This window comes from Patulibacter sp. (genome assembly GCF_030655195.1).
In the GTDB taxonomy this organism is placed as follows: domain Bacteria; phylum Actinomycetota; class Thermoleophilia; order Solirubrobacterales; family Solirubrobacteraceae; genus Patulibacter.
Genome location: NZ_JAURWA010000089.1, coordinates 11,071 through 30,704 on the forward strand (window position 1 = coordinate 11,071; position 19,634 = coordinate 30,704).

Consider the following 19,634-nt stretch of genomic DNA (forward strand, 5'->3'; position numbering starts at 1 on the left):
GACCGGCCCCCGTGGGCCCGGGTCCAGGAGGTCGGGTCCCACGGGTCCGGATCCCGCAGGTCCGGGCGGGTCCGGGACCCGAAGGTCCAGGCCCCGGGCGGCGAGCGCGACGGGGTCCTCCCCCCCCGCGCCCGCCGCCCTACTTCAGGACGATCCGCACGGTCCGGACGACCGTGGCCCCCCGGCCGGTGCTGATGCTGAGCTTCGCGCGCCTGACCCCGCCGCGACGGAGCGCCTTGGCGAGCTTGCCGCGGGCCACCAGACGGACCGTGCTCTTCTTCTTGCCGCCCGCGAGCCTCACGGAGGCCTTCGCGAGCACCGCGCCCTTCTTGATCGAGGTGCCGCGCACCGCGGAGATCGCCGAGAGCGTCGCCGTCCCGGTGCACGCCTTCGCGCACGAGACCGGCACCGCGACCGTCGCCTTCGACGTCGTCCCGGTCACCCGCAGGGCGGACGACAGGATCGACGCCCGGGGCGCCGGCGCGGCCGGGGTCGAGGGCGTCGCCGGGGCGGACGGGGTGCTCGGCTGCGTGGCGGCCGGTGCCGGGGCGACGCTCGGGGCCGGAGCGGGAGCCGGGGCCGGAGCTGCCGGCGCCGGGGTCGCAGGGGCGGGCGTCGGCGCGGGCGTGACGGGTGCCACCACCGGCTCGGGCTTGCGCTCCAGGACGATCCGCGCGCTGGACCGGTTGTTGTCCGTGTTGGTATCCCCCGCCGCCGACGAGATCGTCCCCGTGTTCACGACGTCGTCGACCGTGATCGGGTCGCCCGTCTGCAGGCGGACGCACTCCAGGTCGATCTTGAACGTCTGGACCTGGTCGGTGGTGTTCAGCAGGTCGAAGTCCCGGTTGACCGGCATCGGGATGTTGCCCGTCGAGATCACGCCGATCGGCAGGTCGTAGGAGGCGACGATGCCCTCGTAGCCCTGTCGCGTGTCGTCGTTGCACGACACCCGGCTGCGATCGTTCGAGTTCCGCAGCCACTCGCCGGGCTGCAGGGTCACCGTCTTCTCGACGTGCGCGAACGTCAGCGCGTGCACGTGCAGCGGATCGCCGCTCGCGCTCGTCAGGTCGTCGAGGTCCCGCAGGCTCGCCGTGACCGTGGCGGGCTGCAGGACGTCGACCACGAGCTTCCAGCCGCCGTCGACGGGCTCGCTGCCGACGAGGCGCACCTGGCCGCCGTCGGTCTCGACGCCCGGCGCGATCGCGCGGTCGCCGCCCGCCACGGGGAAGAAGAACTCCGCGCGACCGGCGGGCAGCGTGCGGGTCTGCGTCCGCAGCGGTCCGGCGACGAGCTCGTGCTGACCGTCGTCCGTCGTCGGCGGCAGGCACGTCACGTGCGGCCGCACCTGGGCGGTCCCCGTCGTGGCGTTCTCCACGACGAACCGGTACGTCGATGCGCTCGTGGTCGATGCGCGGAGGATCCGGACGTCCTTCACGCTCTCCTTGCCGGAGGTGATGTCGACGACCTGCAGCGTGCCGTCCGTGGCGATGCCGATGCGGTCGTCCGCCGGGTCGGCGGTGTTCTCGCCCTCCTCGCAGCGGACGTCGATCGTGCGGGTCTGGCCCGGCTCCAGCGTCTCGTACCGCTCCTCGCGGGTCAGCTTGATCTTCGGGGCGATCGACGTCGACGCCGGCGAGGATGCGGTGGCCTTCGCACGGGTCTGGACCGTGATGGCGCGCTCGGTGTTCGGCGCGAGCGTGCCGAGCTCGCAGCGGACCGCGTTGCCGGTGACCGTGCAGTTCGCGGCGCTCGGCGTGACCCCGACGACGTCGAGGGCCGCGGGGACGTCGTCGGCGACCCGCACGTTGCGGGCCGTCGCGGGGCCGTTGTTGCGGGCGGTCAGCGTGTAGCTCACCGTGTCTCCGCCCTGGAAGACCGACTTCGAGGCCGACTTGCGGATCTCGACGTCGGAGCCGGCCGTGACCGGGACCGTGACATCGGCCCGGTCGTTCGCCCGGTTCGTGTCGTTCGACGTGGTCGATGCCGTCGCGGAGAACGCGAGGCTCGTGCCGGCGCCGTTGCCCACCCGGACCACGATCGTCTTCGTCACGCTCTCGCCCGCGTCGAGGTCCGACGCGGTCAGGTCGCAGACCACGGCGGTGCCGGCGGCGTTCAGGGCACACCCGGCCGGGAGCGGCCCGACGACCGTCGTGCCGGTCGGCAGCGGGACCGTGACCTTCGGGTCCGTCGGACGCCCGGCACCGTCGTTCTTGATCACTGCGGTGAGCGTGACGTCCTCGCCCACGCTGGTGGTGCCGGGATCGGCGCTCAGCGTGATGCCGAGGTCGACGTCGCGCTGGACCGGGACCGTCAGGGTGGCGCGGTCGTTGCCGGCGTTCGTGTCGGTCGAGGTCGTCGACGCCGTCGCCGAGGCCGCGAGGCTCGCGGGCGGGGCGTCGCCCACCTTGACGACGATCGCGCGGGTCACGGACTCGCCCTTGTCGAGCTCCGCCGGGGTCAGGTCGCAGACCACGGCGCTGCCGGCGGCGTTCAGGGCGCACCCGGCGGGGGCGCTGACGAACGTCGTGCCGGCCGGGATCGGGACGGTCACCCTCGGCGCCTCCGGGCGACCGGGGCCGTTGTTCGTCACCGTCGCCGTCAGGGTCAGGTTCTGGCCGGCGCGGACCGTGGCCGGGTCGGAGGTCAGGGTCGTCGCCAGGTCGACGGTCTCGATGACCGGGATCGTCGCCGTGGCACGGTCGTTGGCCGCGTCGGTGTCCGTCGACGTGGTCGTGACCGTGGCGGCTGCGGCGATGCTCGGCCCGGGATCGCCGGCGACCCGGACGACGATGGCGCGGGTCAGCGACTCACCGGCGTCGAGGCCGTCCGCGGGCAGGTCGCAGACCACGGCCGTCCCGGCCGCGTTGACCGCGCACCCCGTCGGGGCGCTGACGAACGTCGTGCCGGCGGGCAGCGGGACCGTGACCCGGGGATCCGTCGGGCGGGCCGCGCCGTCGTTCTTGACGACCGCCGTCAGCGTCAGGTCCTGGCCGGGGCGCACCGGGTTGGGCGACCCGGTCAGCGTGACGCCCAGGTCGACGGTCTGGTTCACCGGGACCGCGAGGGTGGCGCGGTCGTTCGCCGCGTTCGTGTCCGTCGAGGTCGTGGAGACCGTCGCGGAGGCCGCGATGCTCGCCCCCGGGGTGTCGCCGACCTTGACCACGATCGCCCGCGTCAGGGTCTCACCGGCGTCGAGGCCGTCGGCCGGCAGGTCGCAGACCACGGCCGTGCCGCCCGCGTTCAGGGCACACCCGGCGGGGGCGCTGACGAACGTCGTGCCGGCCGGCAGCGGGATCGTGACCCGCGGGGCGTCCGGTCGGCCGAACCCGTCGTTCCTGATCGTCGCCGTCAGCGTGAGGTTCTGGCCGGGCCGTGCGGTGCCGGGGGCCGCCGAGAGCGCGACGCCCAGGTCGACCGTCTCGATCACCGGGACGGTCCCGGTGGCGCGGTCGTTGGCGGCGTTGGTGTCCGTCGAGGTCGTGGAGACGGCGGCCGAGACCGCGATGCTCGGACCGGGGTTCGCGCCGACCTTGACGACGATCGCCCGGGTCAGCGACTCACCGGCGTCGAGACCGTCCGCGGGCAGGTCGCAGACCACGGCCGTCCCGGCCGCGTTGACGGCGCACCCGGCGGGGGCGCTGACGAACGTCGTGCCGGCGGGCAGCGGGACGGTGACCTTCGGGTCGACCGGGCGCGCGGCCCCGTCGTTGCGGACCACGGTCGTGAGGGTGAGGTTCTCCCCCGGCCGGACCGGGCCCGGGGCGCCGGTGACGGTCACGCCGAGGTCCACGGTCTGGACGACCGGGACCGTCAGCGTGGCGCGGTCGTTCGCCGCGTTCGTGTCCGTCGAGGTGGTCGACGCCGTGGCCGACGCCGTGATCGACGCGCCCGGGGCGTCGCCGACCTTGACGACGATCGCGCGGGTCAGCGACTCGCCGCGGTCGAGGTCCGCGGGCGTGAGGTCGCAGACCACGGCCGTGCCGGCGGCGTTCAGCGCGCACCCGGCGGGGGCGCTGACGAACGTCGTGCCGGTCGGGACCGGGATCGTGACCTTCGGGTCGACGGGGCGACCGGGGCCGGTGTTGGTCACCGTGGCCGTGAGCGTCAGGTTCTGACCGGGGCGGGCCGTGCCCGGATCGGCGGCGATCGTGGTCGCCAGGTCGACGGTCTCGATCACCGGCACGGTGGTCGTGGCGCGGTCGTTGGCGGTGTTCGTGTCGGTCGACGTCGTCGAGACGGTCGCCGACACGGGGATGGTCGGACCGGGATCGGCACCGACCTTGACGACGATCGCCCGGGTCAGGGACTCGCCGTTGTCGAGGCCGTCGGCGGGCAGGTCGCAGACGATGGCGGTGCCGAGGGCGTTCGGCGCGCAGCCGGCCGGGCCGCTGACGAACGTCGTGCCGGCGGGCAGCGGGATCGTGACCTGCGGCTGCACCGGTCGGGCGGCGCCGTCGTTCCTCACGACCGCGGTCAGGGTCAGGTTCTCCCCCGGCCGGACGGGGCTCGGACCGGCGGTCAGCGTGACGCCGAGGTCGACGGTCTGGACGACCGGGACGGTCAGCGTCGCGCGGTCGTTGCCGGCGTTGGTGTCCGTCGACGTGGTCGCGACGGTGGCGGAGGCGACCAGGTTCGCGCCGGGAGCGTCTCCGACCCGGACGACGATCGAGCGGGTGAGCGTCTCGTTCGTGTCGAGACCGTCGGCGGGCAGGTCGCAGACGACGGCCGTGCCGGCGGCGTTCAGGGCGCACCCGTTCGCGGCGCTGACGAACGTCGTGCCCGTGGGCAGCGGGATCGTCACCGTCGGAGCCGCGGGACGGCCGGGGCCCGTGTTGGTCACCGTGGCGGTCAGGGTCAGGTTCTGGCCGGGGCGGGCGGTGCCGGGGTCGGAGGTGAGCGTGACGCCGAGGTCCACCGTCTCGATCACCGCGACGCTCGTCGTGGCGCGGTCGTTGGCCGCATTCGTGTCCGTCGAGGTCGTGGAGACCGTCGCGGAGACGGGGATCGTCGGGCCGGGGTTCGCGCCGACCTTGACGACGATCGCCCGGGTCAGCGACTCACCGGCGTCGAGGCCGTCGGCGGGCAGGTCGCAGACCACGGCCGTGCCGGCGGCGTTGACCGCGCACCCGGCCGGGGCGCTGACGAACGTCGTGCCCGCGGGCAGCGGGACGGTGACCCGCGGCGTGCCGGGGCGGGCGGCGCCGTCGTTGCGGACGCCGACGTTGAGGGTCAGGTTCTCCCCCGGGCGGACCGGGTTCGGGGACGCGGTGACGGTCACGCCGAGGTCGACGGTCTGCACGACCGGGACCGTGAGCGTGGCGCGGTCGTTGCCGGCGTTGGTGTCCGTCGAGGTCGTCGAGACGGTCGCCGAGGCCGCGAGGGCGGCGGGCGGCGCGTCGCCGACCTTCACCACGATCGCGCGGGTCAGCGACTCGTTCGTGTCGAGGTCCGCCGCGGGCAGGTCGCAGACGACGGAGCTGCCGTCGCCGCTGAGCACGCACCCGGCGGGGGCGCTGACGAACGTCGTGCCGGTCGGCAGCGGGACCGTGATCTTCGGGTCCACCGGCCGGCCGGGGCCGGTGTTGCGGACCACGGCGGTGAGGGTCAGGTTCTGGCCGGGGCGGGCGGTGCCGGGATCGGAGGTCAGCGTGACGCCCAGATCGACCGACTCGATCACCGGGACCACCAGGGCGGCGCGGTCGTTGCTCGAGTTCGTGTCGGGCGACGTCGTCGACGCGGCCGCGGAGACCGCGATGCTCGGACCGGGGTTGGCGCCGACCTTGACGACGATCGCCCGGTTCAGCGACTCGCCGGCGTCGAGGTCCGCGGCGGGCAGGTCGCAGACGACCGCCGTGCCGGCGGCGTTCACCGCGCACCCGGCCGGGGCGCTGACGAACGTGGTGCCGTCGGGCAGCGGGATCGTGACCTTCGGGGCCACCGGCCGCGCCGGGCCGACGTTGCGGATCTCGGCGGAGATCGTGAGGTTCTCGCCGGGGCGGACCGGGCCCGGGACGGCGGCGAGCGACACGCCGAGGTCGACCGACTGGACGACCGGGGTGCTCGTGGTCGCGGTGTTGTTGCCCAGGTCGCGGTCGGTCTCGGTCGTCGAGACGGAGGCCGAGGTGGCGATCGAGGGACCGGGATCGGCCGTGGTGGTCAGCGGGATCCGGAGCGGGGTGGCACCCGTGCCACCGGCGGGATCGATCGTGCCCAGGTTGCAGGTCACGAGCTGGTTGCCCGTGGCGCCGGACAGGGTGCAGCGGGAGTCGATCGTGGCGGCGTCGGCGGTCGTGCCGGCCGGGACGTCGAAGCGGACGATGCTGCTCGGCGCGGCGGAGCCGCCGTCGTTGGTGACGCCGACGAGCCACGTGTAGGTCGTGTTCGGGTTCAGCACCGCGGGCGTGCCCTGGATCGTGCTCGTGATCCGGAGATCCACGGGCCGCACGTCCACGGAGACCGCGGAGCTGTTGTTGGCGTCGGTCGGGTCGGGGTCGGTGCCCGCCACCGTGGCGGTGTTGCGCAGCGTGGACCCGGCGGTGCCCGCGGCGGGCTTGGCCACGACCGTGAAGTCGGCCGTGGCGCCCGACGCCAGGGCGCCGACGGTGCAGGTGACCGTGCTGGACGCCGCGGTGCCGGCGCAGCCCACGGTCGAGGAGACGTAGGTGAGGCCGGCCGGCAGCGCGTCGGTGACGACGGAGCCCGCCGAGCGCGAGGGGCCCGTGTTCGTCACGCGCAGCGCGTAGGAGACGGTGCCGCCGACGGGGGCGGTGGTCGCCGAGGCGGTCTTCTGGACGGCGAGGTCGGCCGAGCTGACCGGGCCGTTGGTCGCGGTGGCCGTGTTGTTGGACGGGTCGCCGTCGCCGCCCCCGGAGACCGCCGCGGTGTTCGCGACCGTGGCGGGCGCGTCCGAGGCGACGTTCACGACGACGTCGATGCCCGGATAGGCGGCCCCGGCCGCGAGCGTGTCGGCGCGCGTGCAGGTGAACGTGGTGCTCGTGTTGGTGCAGGTCCAGCCGGTGCCCGACGCGGCGTTCGTGCCGGCGGTCAGGCCCGCCGGCAGCGTGTCGGTGACCGTCACGGTCCCCTGCGTCCTGGCGTCCCCGTCGTTCCTGGCGGTCACGCGGTAGGTGTAGGGCCGACCGCGCGTGATGGTGCCCTGACCGACCTTCGTCAGGGTCAGGTCCGGCGTGCGCACGGTCGAGGCGACGGTCGACTGCGCGGTCAGCGGGGTGCCGAGGCTCTGCGAGGCGTAGCTCGCGGTGGCGGTGTTCGTGATGACCGAGTCGGAGCCCAGGGCGGGGCTGGGCCCGCCGACGCGGACGTCGAACGTGACGGCGTAGGACGCGGCCGTCCCGGAGACCGCCACGCTGCCGCCGGCCGTCGCCGTGGCGCCCGTGCCCACCCGGGCGACGATCCGCCCGCCCGCGGCGTCGAACTCGCCGCGGTCGTCGCCGCTGCCGTCGGTGACGGCGGTCTCCGCCCCGGCGACCCCGCCGGTGGTGGGGGTGACCTTGAGGGACCCCGCGACGTAGGACGTGTTCGTCGGGATCGGGTCGCGGACGACGAAGTCCCGGGCGCCGTCCTGGCCCGTGTTGCGGCCGGCGATCGTGTACCGCAGGACGTCGCCCTGCTCGACGTCGCCGCCGTTGACGTCGACGACGGTCTTGGTCTGGTCGACCTTGGGGGCGTAGAGCTCGGTGGCGAAGGTGACGACGCCCGGCGCGTAGACGTCGCCCGAGGACGTCAGGCGGACCGTCGCGTTCGTGGCGTTGTTGGCGAGGACGCCGTTGGCCAGGAGGATCGACTGCTCGATGCCCAGCTGGTTGGGGTAGCTCGGGTCCTGGCCGGTGCGGCGGGCGCCGTCCCGGGAGCTGCGGGAGTTGAAGAAGTTCGTCGCGGGGTGCTGGGCGTCGCTGAGGACGGTGCTGTTGAGCGACGCGCTGTCGCCGATGATGCCGCCGTCGCCCTCGTAGCTGACGAAGCCGACGCGGGTGTTCACCGCGCCGGACGGCGGGGTGGTGAAGCCGGCGACGTTGATCGTGCCGGTCGCCCCCGACCCGATCGACTTCAGGCCGTCGAAGACCGTGAGGCTGCGGGCCGGCTGGCCCGTGTTGCGGTAGGCGACGACCAGCGACCAGCCGGCGAGCTTGTCCGAGCCCGTCGCGGCCTGGATGTCGGCGACCGTGTAGACGCCGGAGCCGCCCGCCTGCACGCGCGAGGTCACGTCGACGAAGCCCTGATAGATGCTGTCGGTGGCGCCGGCGGTCCCGCCGTCGTCGAGCGTGGTCGCCGTCAGCGAGGCGTAGCCGGCGGTGGCCGGTGTGCGGAGCTTGACGGTGCCGCGCTGGGCGAAGCCCGAGGCGCCGACGGCGCGGCCGCCCCAGTAGAGCCCGGCGAAGAGGACGGTGCTGCCGGACGGGATCGAGACCGTCGCCCGGCTGGAGTTGAACGTCGACGCGTCGCTGTCGACGTCGACGAACTGCATGTTGTACGCGTTGTTCTGCGACGTCGCGTCGGGCAGCGTCGTGACGCCCGACTGCTGTGCGGCGGTGCAACCGAGCGCCGCCGTCGGACAGGTCATCGACGAGTTGCCGACGATGTCGATGTCGCCCGTGTCGTTGACCGAGAACCGTGGCGCGAACTCGCGATCGGCCGCGTTCGCCGCTGGTGCCGCGATCCCCAGTCCGAGGGCGACCAGGGCGACGAGGAGTCCCAGGAGCGCCCGCGAGCGAGGACGGGACGGGGCGATGTCGACGGCCGCGCGTGGGCGGGAGGCGACGGACTCGGACGACATGCGGGGCACGCTAGACCTGCTCGGTTGCGACGAGGTGTCAGAAAGGTGGCGTCAACATACGCGGACGGACGTATCAGTGAGCGATCACACTAGTACCCCTTACGCCGTTCGACACCCCCCGGATGCGTCAGATCGCGAGATTCGGGGGATCCCCTGCAGGTGGGACCCCGCTCCCCCCTTCGGGTGCGTCGGGCACGGGGGGCGGCGCACCCGGAGGTGGCCCTCCCGGACGCCACCAGCGGCCGTGCTCGGGCCGTGATCTCGGAGGGACACCCCAGAACGCAAAAGGCCCCCGCCAGAGGCGGGGGCCTTTCCCGAGGAGCGGATGAAGAGACTCGAACTCTCGACCTTCTGCATGGCAAGCAGACGCTCTAGCCAACTGAGCTACATCCGCGCGGGACCAGCAATATAGCGAGCGGGGATTCGACGTGTCGGCTCCTTCCGGAGCGGGGCCCGACCACGTAGGCTTGCAGGGGAATGCGGCCCCTCAGCACGCGCAGATGACCGACGGCGACGCCGTCGGCGACGGCGAGGCGGTGGCGGATCTCTGGGACCTGCCGGACCCCCTCTCCGCCGCCGGGTGGAACGACGCGGTCGCGGCGGACATGGCGCCGTACCTGACGGGCGGCCGACAGCCCGCCCGGGTCGCCCGCATCGAGTACGGCGGCTGCCACCTCGTCACCGCGCACGGGCGCAGTCCCGGGGTCGGCCGGCTGGGCCGGACCTCGGCCCTCGACGACGACCGGTCCGACACGCCGCTGGCGGTCGGTGACTGGGTCGCGACGGAGCGGGACAAGAGCGACGACCGGCTGCTCGCCGTCGCCGTCGGCCCGCGGCACCGGCTGGTCGGGCGACGGGATCCCTCCCGGGAGCTGCTCGAGCAGGTGCTGGCCTCGAACGTCGACGCGGTCCTGGTCGTCCACGCGCTCGACCGGCCGCTGCGCCCCAGCCGGATCGAGCGGTCCCTGGTGATCGCGCACGAGGGCGACGTCCAGCCGATCGTCGTCGCCACGAAGGCGGACCTCGACCTGCCGGCGGAGTGGCGTGCGCTCCAGGACGAGATCCCGCCCGGGACCCCCGTGGTCGCGGTGTCCAAGCGCGACGGCCGCGGCTTCGACGAGCTCGAGGCGCTCCTCCCCCGCGGCGGCACCACCGGGCTGATCGGCGAGTCCGGGGCGGGCAAGTCGTCCATCGTCAACGCCCTGCTCGGCCGCGAGCTGCTGGCGACGGGCGCGGTGCGCGGCACCGACGCCAAGGGGCGGCACACCACGACGGCGCGCGAGCTCGTGCCGCTGGGCGGCGGGACCTGCCTGCTGGACACCCCGGGCACCCGCGAGCTCGGCCTGGTCCGCGACACCGGCGGCCTGGACGCGGCCTTCGTCGACGTCGTCCAGCTGGCCGGGGCCTGCCGGTTCGCGGACTGCCGGCACGACCGCGAGGCCGGCTGCGCCGTGCTGGGCGCCGTGGCCGACGGGAAGCTGCCGGAGGCCCGGCGGGTGTCGTACCTGGAGCTGCGCGCCGAGATCGAGGAGCTCGACGAGAAGCGCGAGAACCGGGAGCGCCGGATCGGCGAGGGACGCCGACCGCGTCAGGGCTGAGCGGCGGCCACGGCGGGCGCCCGGCGGGCGGTCAGCCCGCGACGCCCGCCTGCAGGTACAGGTAGCCGTGGTCGTCGGCCACGGCGTTGGGGTCGACGTCGCCCGGGGTCAGGTCCTGCAGCGACGTGCCCTGCCCGGTGGCGCGGACGCCGTCGGCCTCACGGGCGAGGTCGAGCTCGAACCGGTACCAGGTGAGCTCCCACGCCAGGACGATCTGGACGCGGGAGCCCTCGATCGTGCGGACCGTGACCCACGGGGCGCCCAGGGTGCGGGCGATCCCGGCCAGGCGGCGGGGATGGTCCGAGTGGTTGTAGAGGTCGATGGCGCGGGCGGTCATACGCGCGCCGGACGTGGTCACGTGGACCGCATCGCCCGCCGAGGTGGAGGCGTAGGCGGCCAGCGGCGCGGCGGCGGGCTCGTCGGTGAGTCGCAGCCCCTCGACCTCGTCCTCGATCCGGTGCGGACGCCACTGCGGGCGGACGTTGGGGTCGGGCTCGGCCTCGGCGGCCTGCTGCTCGCGGCGCCGCGACGAGCGGCCGCCGGCGGTCTCGGGCCGCGGGCTCCGGGGGGCGCGGTCGCGCTTGGCGCCGCGACGGAGCCGCTCCACGATCGAGGCCCCGCGCCGGCGTGCGGGCTCGAGGGTCGGTGCGTCGTTGACGCCGACGCGGATCCAGCCGGCGTAGAGCGCGCGTGGGACGCAGAGCTCGCAGACGTCCTTGCGGGCGCCGTCGTGGAGGAAGATCTCGGGTTGCTCGCCGCGCAGCAGATGCCGGTCGCAGACGGCGCAGGCCTCGTAGTTCCCGGGAGACGACACTCCGGGAGGCTAGCAACGCCCGAGGGCTCTCCGCCCCCTCCGTGGACGGCTCTACGCGACCGCGACGTCGTCGGGACTGATGCGGGCGCGCAGGCGCAGCACGGCCTTCGTGTGCAGCTGCGAGGCCCGCGACTCCGTCACCCCGAGGACCTCGCCGATCTCGCGCAGCGTCAGGTTCTCGTAGTAGTAGAGGGCGATGACGACCTTCTCGCGCTCGGGCAGCCGCTCGATCGCGCCGCGCATCTGGTCGCGGACGTCCTGCTCCGCGAGCATCGCCGCGGGATCCGGGGCGTGCTGGTCCTGGATCGTGTCCAGCAGGGAGACCTGGTCGCCGCCGCTGGAGTCCCCGACGGACCACATCTCGTCCAGGGCGTGGATCGTGGACTGCGACACGCTGACCAGCGCGTCCTGGAACTCCCGCACCGACATCTCCAGCGCGCCGGCCATCTCGTCGTCCGTCGGTGCCCGGTGGAGCTTGTGCTCGAGCTTGGCGTGCGTCCGCTCGATCTCGCGGGCACGCTGCCGGACGGAACGCGGGACCCAGTCCTGCGACCGCAGCTCGTCGATGATCGCGCCGCGGATACGCGTCACCGCGTACGTCTCGAACCTGACCTCGCGCGTGGTGTCGAAGCGGTCCACGGCCGTGGTCAGCCCGACGAGGCCGTACGAGATGAGGTCGCCCTCCTCGACGTGCGGCGGCAGGGTCGCCGCGACGCGGCCGGCCACCCACTTGACCAGGGGGGCGTAGTTCAGGACGAGCTTCTCGCGGGCGACGGGGTCCTGATGGTCGCGCAGGCGACGCCAGAGGTCGCGGAGGTCGTTGGGACGTGGCGGGCTCGGCACCGATCGAATTCCGTGGGACGTTTGGGGGGAAACCGGAGCGTGTCGTCCAGTCGTCCGGTCAGGCGCTCAAGCCCGCGGATGACTTCGCCGATAAGCCGTCTTCAGTCGGCTCGACTCTACACGGGTATACACCTGCGTTGTGGACAAGCGTGCGTGTCCGAGGAGCTCCTGGATCGATCGAAGGTCCGCTCCGCCGTCCAGCAGATGGGTGGCGTACGAGTGCCGCAGCGCGTGGGGGTGCAGGTCGCTCGGCAGACCGGCCGCCCGGACCCAGAGGTCCATCCGTCGGCGCACGTCGCTCGTGGACAGCCGTCGACCGCGACGGGACACGAGCAGCGCCGGCTCGGCGGCCGCGCCGCGCTCCGGTCCGACGAGGGCGGGGCGGCCGCGGGCCAGCCACCGGCGGATCGCGTCGGCGGCCGGGTCACCCAGCGGCACGGTCCGGGTCTTCTCCCCCTTGCCGGTCGCCCGCAGCGCGCGGTCCTCGAGGTGGACGTCGGTGACGTCCAGCCGCACGAGCTCCGCCGCGCGCAGGCCGCAGCCGTAGGCGATCTCGAGCATCGCGCGGTCGCGGATGGCGAGGTGGTCGTCGTCGGCCGGGATCTCGTCCAGGAGCGTGGCGGCGTCCGCGGGCTTGACGATCCGCGGCAGGGTCTGGGGTCGCCGGGGCCCCGGGGCGAGCTCGGCGGGGTTGCCCTCGACGATCCCGGCGCGCACGAGGGCGCGGAAGAGCGCCCGGAGGGCGGCGAGCGCCCGCGTCACCGACGACGCGGCGGCGCCCCTCTCGGTCAGGCTCTGGGTGTAGCGCCGGATCGTCCGGACGTCGACGTCGACCGGCGTGGGGCGGCCGTCCGCCGTGCACCACCGGGCGAACCGCTCGACGTCGCCCGCGTAGGCGGTCCGGGTGCGCTCGGCCGCGCCCTTGCGGCGCCCCTCGTCGTCGAGCGCGCGGAGGGCGACCGCCCAGCCCTCGGGCAGCGGCTCCGTATCGTGTCGGGGTGTGGGCTCGTTCTTCATCGACACCGAATCCGGCCGGATCGCGACGCTCCGGCAGCTGACCTTCGCAGGGTTGGCCGACACCATGACCCCGCCCCCGCGGCCGTGGCACCAGATCCGCGCGTCGGGCGACGCGTCGACGCTCTGGTACGCCGTGCTGCGCAGGCAGGAGCGCGGAATCTGGCTGGGCACCCTGGTCTTTCGCCAGGGAGACCACTATCCCCTCCTGCTCCAGAGGGGTTGGGAGGAGGTGACGGTCGAGGAGATCGCCGCCTTCGGCCCGGCGACCGCCGCCAGCCAGGAGGGGATCGGGGATCTCGACGACGCGATCCAGGCCCTCGCGGCCGCCGAGATCGCGGGGCACACGCCCGAGATCCGTGCGCTCGGGGGTCTCGGGGCGGCCGCGCAGGAAGCCGAGGGGCGCGACTGACGTCCGCGCTCCCGGGCGGCAGGCGGGCCCGGGGCGAGGGCCCGCCCCGTCAGGACTCCTGCGGACCGCTGCGGACCGGACGGCCGAGGGCGGCCCGCCGACGACACCCGTGACGAACGCCGGCCGCCGGAGGGCGGCCCCGCCAGCCCGTCTACCTACTGGATGTAGATCGGGGTCCCGACCGGCACCCGCGGGAACAGGTCGATGACGTCCGGGACGTGCATCCGCAGGCAGCCGTGCGAGGCGTTCGTGCCGATGGAGGCGTCGTCGCTGGTGCCGTGGATGCCGACGCCGTCGTAGATGCCGAGCCAGCGGGCCTTGATCGGGTTCGACGGGCCGGGCGGGACGACCGTCCCGGCCAGGCTGCCGGCCCACGCGGAGTTCGGCACGTGCCACGACGGGTTCTCGGCCTTGTTGCCGATCGTGTACTGCCCGGCGGGCGTGTCGTGCCCGGCCTTGCCGACGGAGATGCCGTAGGTCTTGGCGACCTTCATGTTCTTGTAGAGCGTCAGCTTGAACGTCGACCGGTTGGCGACCAGCACCGTGCCGTACTTCTTCCTGACGGCGGCGGTGGTCTCCTTCGGCTGGATCTTCGACGTGTAGGCCGAGATCTGGTGGCTCGCGGACGGGTCCAGGAGGGCCGTGCGGACGAGGCCGGCGACCCGGTCGCGCTTCAGGCGCAGGCCGACCGTGCCCTTCGTGACCTTGAGCTCGCCGTCCGTGAAGGCGACGGAGGCCGACTTGGGCTCGCGGTGGAGGTCCTTCTCCACGCGGTTGAGCAGCCGGGTGATCGCGTAGCGGTTGTAGGTGCTCGTCGGCGAGAACTCGCGACGGACCTCGTTGCCCGCGACCGAGTGGTAGACGCGGACGAACGCGTTGCCGTCGTCGCCGAGGTCGGCGGCCTTGGCGACGGCGTCGTCGATGTCGACCTTGATGCCGGCGCTCTTCGCCGTCAGGTTCCAGTCCTGGTCGCTGTGGACGACGCGGACCGGCTTGGACAGGCGGTCGGTCAGCTCGCGTGTCGCCTTCGTCCGGGCGGCGTCGGCGGTCAGCCCACCGACGTCGACGCCACCGATCGTCACGCCCTCAGGGATCTTCTTCGTCGTGCCGGCGTCGGCGACGAGCACGCCGCCGCAGGCCACGAGGAGCACGGCAAGGACGGTGGTGATGAGCAGGACGGGACGTTGACGCATGGCGGCGCTATCGATGGTATTTGGAGTCGGGGGGACCGGCCCCGGCCGCAAGAACGCGTTCAGGGGCTCGGGGGGTCTACGGACCAGGATCGTACCTGGATGCATGTGCCCGCAAACTCCGGCGATCCTGCCACGTCCGCGTCGCGTCGGCGCCGGTTCCCGGCCGTGCCCCGCGGAGCCCCCTCGGCGGATCGACCGCCGATCCGCGCGGTGGGCCGCCGCAGGTCCCCGCGGGCCGCACCACCCGCCCCGGGGCTGCTCGCGCGTCAGGCCCGGTGCAGGAGCAGGTCGATCTCGTCGAGCACGCGTCGGCGGGCCGGGCCCGCCTCCTCGTGCGCCCGCAGCGCCCGGAGCGCCTCGGGGTCCAACGAGGGCAGGAGCTGGAGGAGCGCGTCGCCCTCGAGCGCGCCGATGCCGGCCTCCTCGGCGGCCTCCGGCTCCGCGCCCGGGCCGCGCGCCGACGGGCTGTAACGCAGGAACGCCTCGACCTCCGGCTCGTAGGGCGCCGGCACGCCGGGGTGCAGCACCCGTCGGCGCCGACGGACCCCGGCCGCCGCGCGCAGCGCCTCCCGGGACGTGGCGCGGTACGCGAAGCCGGTCGCCTTCAGACGGCGGTTGTCGATCCCCCGTCCCCGGCGCAGCTGACCCGCGAGCTCGTGCGCCCCGCCCAGACCGGCACGGGCGAGCACGCCGGCCAGCACCCCGGTGCCCCAGGGCGGCAGGACCGGGGCATGGGGGCGGCCGAGGATGCGCAGGGCCTCCGACAGCGCGAGGGTGCCGTCGGCGGCGACGAGGTAGGGCCCGTCGAGCCCGAGGCCCACGACGTGGGCGACGGCCGCGGCGGCGTCCTCCTCGTGGACGACCTGGACGGGCGGGTCGAAGCCCAGGACCGTCGGGAGCAGCGGCAGGCGGTCCGCCGCCTGCAGGATCCCGCTGCTCGCCGGCCCGACCGGGTCGGCCAGCCGCACGGTGGTGAGACCCAGCCCGGGGCGCCGGTCCCGTGCGTCGGCGGCGGACCGCTCGATCGCGGCCAGGGCGCCGGCCAGGGCCCCCCGTGGGGCGGCCGGCGGCTCGACGTCCTCGGTGAGGAACGCCGGGAGGTCGCGGCCCCAGCCCATCCGGTGGACCGACCCGACGACGACGAGGCGCCCGACCGGGCTGCCCGGCTCGGTGCAGGCGGTCGCGATCCGCTCGGAGACCGCGGCGTGACCGACGATCGAGCGCTCGTCGAGGGGTGAGACGGCCGCCGCCGCACGCACGTCGACCACGACGTCGACGTCGGCGCCGCGCACGATCCGCGGCAGCTGGACGAGGTCGGCGCCCAGGCGGACGAACTCCGCCCGGGCGAACGGCGCGCCCGGGGCGTGGTCGTCGACGGCGACGACCGTCGCGATCTCCTCCCGGCGCTCCAGGGCGGTCACGACGAGGGCGCCGAAGCGGCTGGACCCGGCGGTGACGAGGACCCGCAGACCGCTCATCAGACCCACCGCGAGCCGCGCGTGCGGCGCATGTCGGCGTGCTCGTGACGCAGCCGCCGGGCGGTCGACAGCGCCAGGCGGCCGGCCTCGGCGGCGACGTCGTCGTCCGGGTCGGGCACCAGCGGCGACAGCGCCCGCAGCCGGATCTTCGCCGGCAGGTACGCCAGGAGGGCGAGCGGCCCGAGGAACGGGAACCCGAGCGTGACGGGCAGGCGGCGGCCCCCGGGCAGCGGGAGCCGACCGAGCACGGGCTGGGCGTCGTCGGCCCCCACGGCCGCGATCGGGATGATCGGGACGCCGGCGCGGACCGCGGCGACGAGCGCCGGGTGGTCCGCCAGCGTCGCGGTCGCCCCCTCGTCGTGCAGGCGGTCCGTGCGCGTGCTCAGGACCAGCAGCGACCCCTCGTCGCCGAGCAGGCGGACCAGGTCGTCGACCTGGGCGCCGACGGCCCCCGCGCGGGTGAGGACCACGGAGAGGCCCGGCTGGTCCAGCACTCCGCGGTCGACGCAGAGCCGCGGGTCACGACGCCGCGGATGGTCCTCGCGGACGGCCTTGGCGACGAGGGGCCCGATCGGGGACAGCACCCCGCCGCCGTTGACGACGAGCAGCGCCCCGCCCGTCGACGGGATCCGCTCGGCCTGTTGGAGCTCGACGCGGAACCACAGCTTGTGGGCCGCCTCCCACAGCGTGCGGTCCAGGGCGTCGGAGAGCCGGGCCGAGCGACCCCAGTCGTCGAGGTCCCGGTCGGGCTCGACGACGGGCAGGATGTCGCGTGCGTCGTCCACCTCAGCCGATGGTGACGGCGCCCTCGCTCGCGGTGCCCACGAGCTTGGCGTACTTGGCGAGGACGCCCGTGGCGTCGGGGCTGACGACCGGCTCGTAGGCGGCGGAGCGCTCGGCGATCTCGTCGTCGGTCAGGTCGACGGAGAGCCGTCGCTCGTCGACGTCGATGGTGATCTCGTCGCCCTCGCGCACGGCGGCGATCGGACCGCGGTGGAACGCCTCGGGCGAGACGTGGCCGACGGAGAAGCCGTGCGTGGCGCCGGAGAACCGGCCGTCGGTGATCAGGGCGACCTCGCCGGAGATGCCGATGCCCGACAGGGCGCTGGAGACCGCGAGCATCTCGCGCATGCCCGGTCCGCCCGTCGGGCCCTCGTTGCGGATGACGATGACGTCCCCGGGACGGATCCCGCCGCTGGTGACGACCTCCATCGCCGCGGCCTCCTGTTCGAAGACGCGGGCGGGACCGACGTGGCGGCGGCGCTCGTGGCCGGAGAGCTTGACGACGCACCCCTCCGGCGCGAGGTTGCCGCGCAGGATGGCCAGGCCGCCCGTGGCGCGCAGCGGGTCGTCCAGCGGCCGGATCACGCGCTGGCCCTCCGCCTCGACGCCCTGGTCGGCGAGCTCGCCGATCGTCGGGCCCGTGACCGTCGGGAGGTCGGTGTGCAGCTGACCGGCCTCCTTCAGGCGGCCCAGGAACACCGGCGTGCCGCCCGCGTGCCAGAGGTCCACGGCGTTGTAGCGGCCGCCGGGCAGCAGGTCGCAGAGGAGCGGCGTGGAGCGACTGATGCGGTCGAAGTCGTCGATGTCGAAGTCGACGCCCATCTCCTTGGCGACCGCGAGGAGGTGGAGGACGGCGTTGGTGGAGCCGCCGGAGCCGGAGACCGCCGCCACCGCGTTCTGGAGCGACTCCTTCGTGATGACGTCGCTCGGGCGCAGGTCGCGGCGGAGGACCTCCATCGCGAGCTCGCCGGTGCGGAACGCGACCTCGAGCTTGCTCGGCGCCTGCGCGTGCACCATCGCCGCGCCGGCGGGGCTGATGCCCATCGCCTCGAACGCCATCGCCATCGTGTTGGCGGTGAACTGGCCGCCGCACGCGCCGGCCCCGGGGCTGGCCACGTTCTCGAGCTCGTCGAGCTCCTCGTCGGTCATCTTGCCCGCGGCGTGCTGGCCGACGGCCTCGAAGACGCTCTGGATCGTGACCTGCTCGCCGTGCAGGTGGCCGGGCGGGATCGAGCCGCCGTAGAGCATGAGGCCGGGGATGTTCAGCCGGGCGAGCGCCATGACACCGGCGGGGATCGTCTTGTCGCAGCCCGTGATGACGACGAGGCCGTCGAAGAGGTGGCCGCGGGCGACGAGCTCGATCGAGTCCGTGATGACCTCACGCGAGACCAGCGACGTCTTCATGCCGCTGGTGCCCATCGTGATCCCGTCGGAGATCGCGATGTGGTTGAGCTCCATCGGCGTCCCGCCGGCGGCCCGGATCCCCTGCTTGACCTTGTTGGCCAGCACCCGGTGGTTGAAGTTGCACGGCATCGTCTCGATCCAGCCGTGCGCGACGCCGATGATCGGCTTGCTCAGGGCCTCGTTGTCGAAGCCGATCCCCTTCAGGTAGGTCCGTGCGGCCGCGCGCTGCGGCCCCTCGGTGACCTGTCGCGAGTTGCGCCTGAGGTCGACGTCGTCGGGAGTGCTGCTCATCGCCCGGGAACGCTACTCGACGGGAGTCGCCGTCGACCCCCGGCGGACGGCGTGCGGCGGACCTCGGCCCGCGGCGCTCAGCCCGCCGCGCGACCGCGGACGGCGCGCTGGAGGCGGCCGGGGCGCACGAGGCCCAGCGCCCGCTCGGTCCGCTGGCTCTCCCACTCGCGCAGGCGCCAGAGGTCCCGACGGACGGCGCGTCGCGAGAGCTCGGTGCCCGGGAACCCGATGCGGGCCGACGCGACGACGCCGCGTTCGTCCTGGGTCAGCGCCATCCAGTGGGCGAGCACGTCGTCCGTCGGGACCAGCGGGTCCCCGGCGTCCAGGCCGGCCAGCTGGACCCGGCACTCGCCGAGCAGCGTGCTCGTCTGCGGCAGGAAGACGACGTGGGGCCGGTGCGGGTAGACGAGGTAGGCGTAGGCCACCCCCGGCCCCGGGCGACGGCCGGAGGGTGCCGGAGCGCGTCCTCCCCCGCCCCAGACCCGGACGAAGCCCAGATCCCGGTACATCGCCCAGCTCTCGTCGTCGAGACAGGTGTGCAGCAGCTCCCGGGCGGTGCGCTCGGCGCGGCGGCGCTCGACGTGACCGGCGCGGCCGGCCCGCAGCCAGGCGACGGTCCCGAGCACGCGGTCCGTGAGCAGCGGCGCCCAGTACCCGGCGGTCAGCGCGAGCGGGACGAGGGCGGCGGCCACGAAGGCCAGGACGGCCAGGACGGTCGTCATGGCGCAGCCGTCCGGTGCCGGGACCCGGCCGCGGCGCGTGCGCCGGCGTCCGGGGACGACGGGGCGTGGCCGGTGGACGTGGCGTCACCGGACGACGCGGGGTCCGCCGACGTGGCGGTGGCGACGGCGGGTCCCGCGACCCCCGGGACGGCTGCCGCCCGGGCGGCAGCGGCGTCCCGGAGCGCCGGGAGGTCCAGCACGTCGACGGGGCCCGGGCCGGCACCGACGTCGCGCAGGCCGCGGCGGACCGCCTCGCCCGCGACCGCACGGGCCACGCGGGCGGCCCGG

The 19,634-nt window shown here is 74.5% G+C and carries 11 protein-coding genes, 1 tRNA gene and 1 pseudogene; 3 read left to right on the forward strand and 10 right to left on the reverse strand.

The window, feature by feature from the left end:
* Nucleotides 1-139 precede the first annotated feature (139 nt).
* Both Q7T67_RS09040 and Q7T67_RS09045 read right to left on the reverse strand, forming a co-directional pair.
* On the reverse strand, nt 140-8,794 hold the full coding sequence (locus Q7T67_RS09040; RefSeq protein ID WP_304788246.1) for a hypothetical protein: 8,655 nt from the start codon (nt 8,792-8,794) through the stop codon (nt 140-142).
* Nucleotides 8,795-9,114: 320 nt separating this feature from the next.
* Nucleotides 9,115-9,188: transfer RNA gene (locus tag Q7T67_RS09045), tRNA-Gly, on the reverse strand.
* Nucleotides 9,189-9,294: 106 nt separating this feature from the next.
* Between Q7T67_RS09045 and rsgA the strand changes: the two genes are divergently transcribed.
* On the forward strand, nt 9,295-10,392 hold the full coding sequence (gene rsgA / locus Q7T67_RS09050) for a ribosome small subunit-dependent GTPase A (RefSeq protein WP_304788248.1): 1,098 nt from the start codon (nt 9,295-9,297) through the stop codon (nt 10,390-10,392).
* A 31-nt stretch (nt 10,393-10,423) separates the two neighbouring features.
* On the opposite strand, the gene Q7T67_RS09055 is transcribed toward rsgA, so the two are convergent.
* From Q7T67_RS09055 to Q7T67_RS09065, 3 genes are all read right to left on the reverse strand, one after another.
* Nucleotides 10,424-11,206 (reverse strand): hypothetical protein, encoded by a 783-nt coding sequence (locus tag Q7T67_RS09055; protein ID WP_304788251.1) that lies wholly within the window; start codon nt 11,204-11,206, stop codon nt 10,424-10,426.
* Between the two features lie 51 nt (nt 11,207-11,257).
* The gene (locus Q7T67_RS09060) at nt 11,258-12,049 is read right to left on the reverse strand and encodes a FliA/WhiG family RNA polymerase sigma factor (protein ID WP_304788253.1); all 792 of its coding nucleotides are present in this window, start codon (nt 12,047-12,049) and stop codon (nt 11,258-11,260) included.
* 66 nt (nt 12,050-12,115) lie between these two features.
* A complete protein-coding gene (locus Q7T67_RS09065) occupies nt 12,116-13,066 on the reverse strand; it encodes a tyrosine recombinase XerC (RefSeq protein WP_304788255.1) in 951 nt (316 codons plus the stop codon).
* Here Q7T67_RS09065 and Q7T67_RS09070 point away from each other — a divergent pair.
* Nucleotides 13,050-13,475, forward strand: coding sequence for a hypothetical protein (locus Q7T67_RS09070; protein WP_304788257.1), 426 nt, complete (start codon nt 13,050-13,052; stop codon nt 13,473-13,475). The two genes, Q7T67_RS09065 and Q7T67_RS09070, sit on opposite strands and share 17 nt — an antisense overlap.
* A 155-nt stretch (nt 13,476-13,630) precedes the next feature.
* Here the strand turns inward: Q7T67_RS09070 and Q7T67_RS09075 are convergent, their stop codons facing one another.
* The 5 genes from Q7T67_RS09075 to Q7T67_RS09095 form a co-directional block, all read right to left on the reverse strand.
* Complete coding sequence (locus Q7T67_RS09075; RefSeq protein WP_304788259.1) at nt 13,631-14,668, reverse strand: L,D-transpeptidase/peptidoglycan binding protein; 1,038 nt, start codon at nt 14,666-14,668, stop codon at nt 13,631-13,633.
* 266 nt (nt 14,669-14,934) lie between these two features.
* Complete coding sequence (locus Q7T67_RS09080) at nt 14,935-16,146, reverse strand: hypothetical protein (protein ID WP_304788261.1); 1,212 nt, start codon at nt 16,144-16,146, stop codon at nt 14,935-14,937.
* Nucleotides 16,146-16,931 carry a hypothetical protein gene (locus Q7T67_RS09085; protein ID WP_304788263.1) on the reverse strand — a complete coding sequence of 262 codons (786 nt, stop codon included), beginning with the start codon at nt 16,929-16,931 and terminating at the stop codon, nt 16,146-16,148. The genes Q7T67_RS09080 and Q7T67_RS09085 overlap by 1 nt, the downstream gene beginning before the upstream one ends.
* 1 nt (nt 16,932) lies before the next feature.
* On the reverse strand, nt 16,933-18,624 hold the full coding sequence (gene ilvD / locus Q7T67_RS09090; protein ID WP_304788265.1) for a dihydroxy-acid dehydratase: 1,692 nt from the start codon (nt 18,622-18,624) through the stop codon (nt 16,933-16,935).
* A 77-nt stretch (nt 18,625-18,701) separates the two neighbouring features.
* Nucleotides 18,702-19,346, reverse strand: a complete 645-nt coding sequence (locus Q7T67_RS09095) for a hypothetical protein (protein WP_304788267.1) — start codon at nt 19,344-19,346, stop codon at nt 18,702-18,704.
* 65 nt (nt 19,347-19,411) lie between these two features.
* On the opposite strand from Q7T67_RS09095, the pseudogene Q7T67_RS09100 reads away from it, so the two are divergent.
* A pseudogene (locus tag Q7T67_RS09100) lies at nt 19,412-19,634 on the forward strand (hypothetical protein); the annotation flags it as partial.

Excerpts from the sequence above, each read along its gene's own strand:
- Q7T67_RS09040 (WP_304788246.1), bottom strand. The coding sequence starts at position 8,794 with ATGTCGTCCGAGTCCGTCGCCTCCCGCCCACGCGCGGCCGTCGACATC.
- rsgA (WP_304788248.1), top strand. The coding sequence starts at position 9,295 with ATGACCGACGGCGACGCCGTCGGCGACGGCGAGGCGGTGGCGGATCTC.
- Q7T67_RS09065 (WP_304788255.1), bottom strand. The coding sequence starts at position 13,066 with ATGAAGAACGAGCCCACACCCCGACACGATACGGAGCCGCTGCCCGAG.
- Q7T67_RS09075 (WP_304788259.1), bottom strand. The coding sequence starts at position 14,668 with ATGCGTCAACGTCCCGTCCTGCTCATCACCACCGTCCTTGCCGTGCTC.
- Q7T67_RS09080 (WP_304788261.1), bottom strand. The coding sequence starts at position 16,146 with ATGAGCGGTCTGCGGGTCCTCGTCACCGCCGGGTCCAGCCGCTTCGGC.
- ilvD (WP_304788265.1), bottom strand. The coding sequence starts at position 18,624 with ATGAGCAGCACTCCCGACGACGTCGACCTCAGGCGCAACTCGCGACAG.
- Q7T67_RS09095 (WP_304788267.1), bottom strand. The coding sequence starts at position 19,346 with ATGACGACCGTCCTGGCCGTCCTGGCCTTCGTGGCCGCCGCCCTCGTC.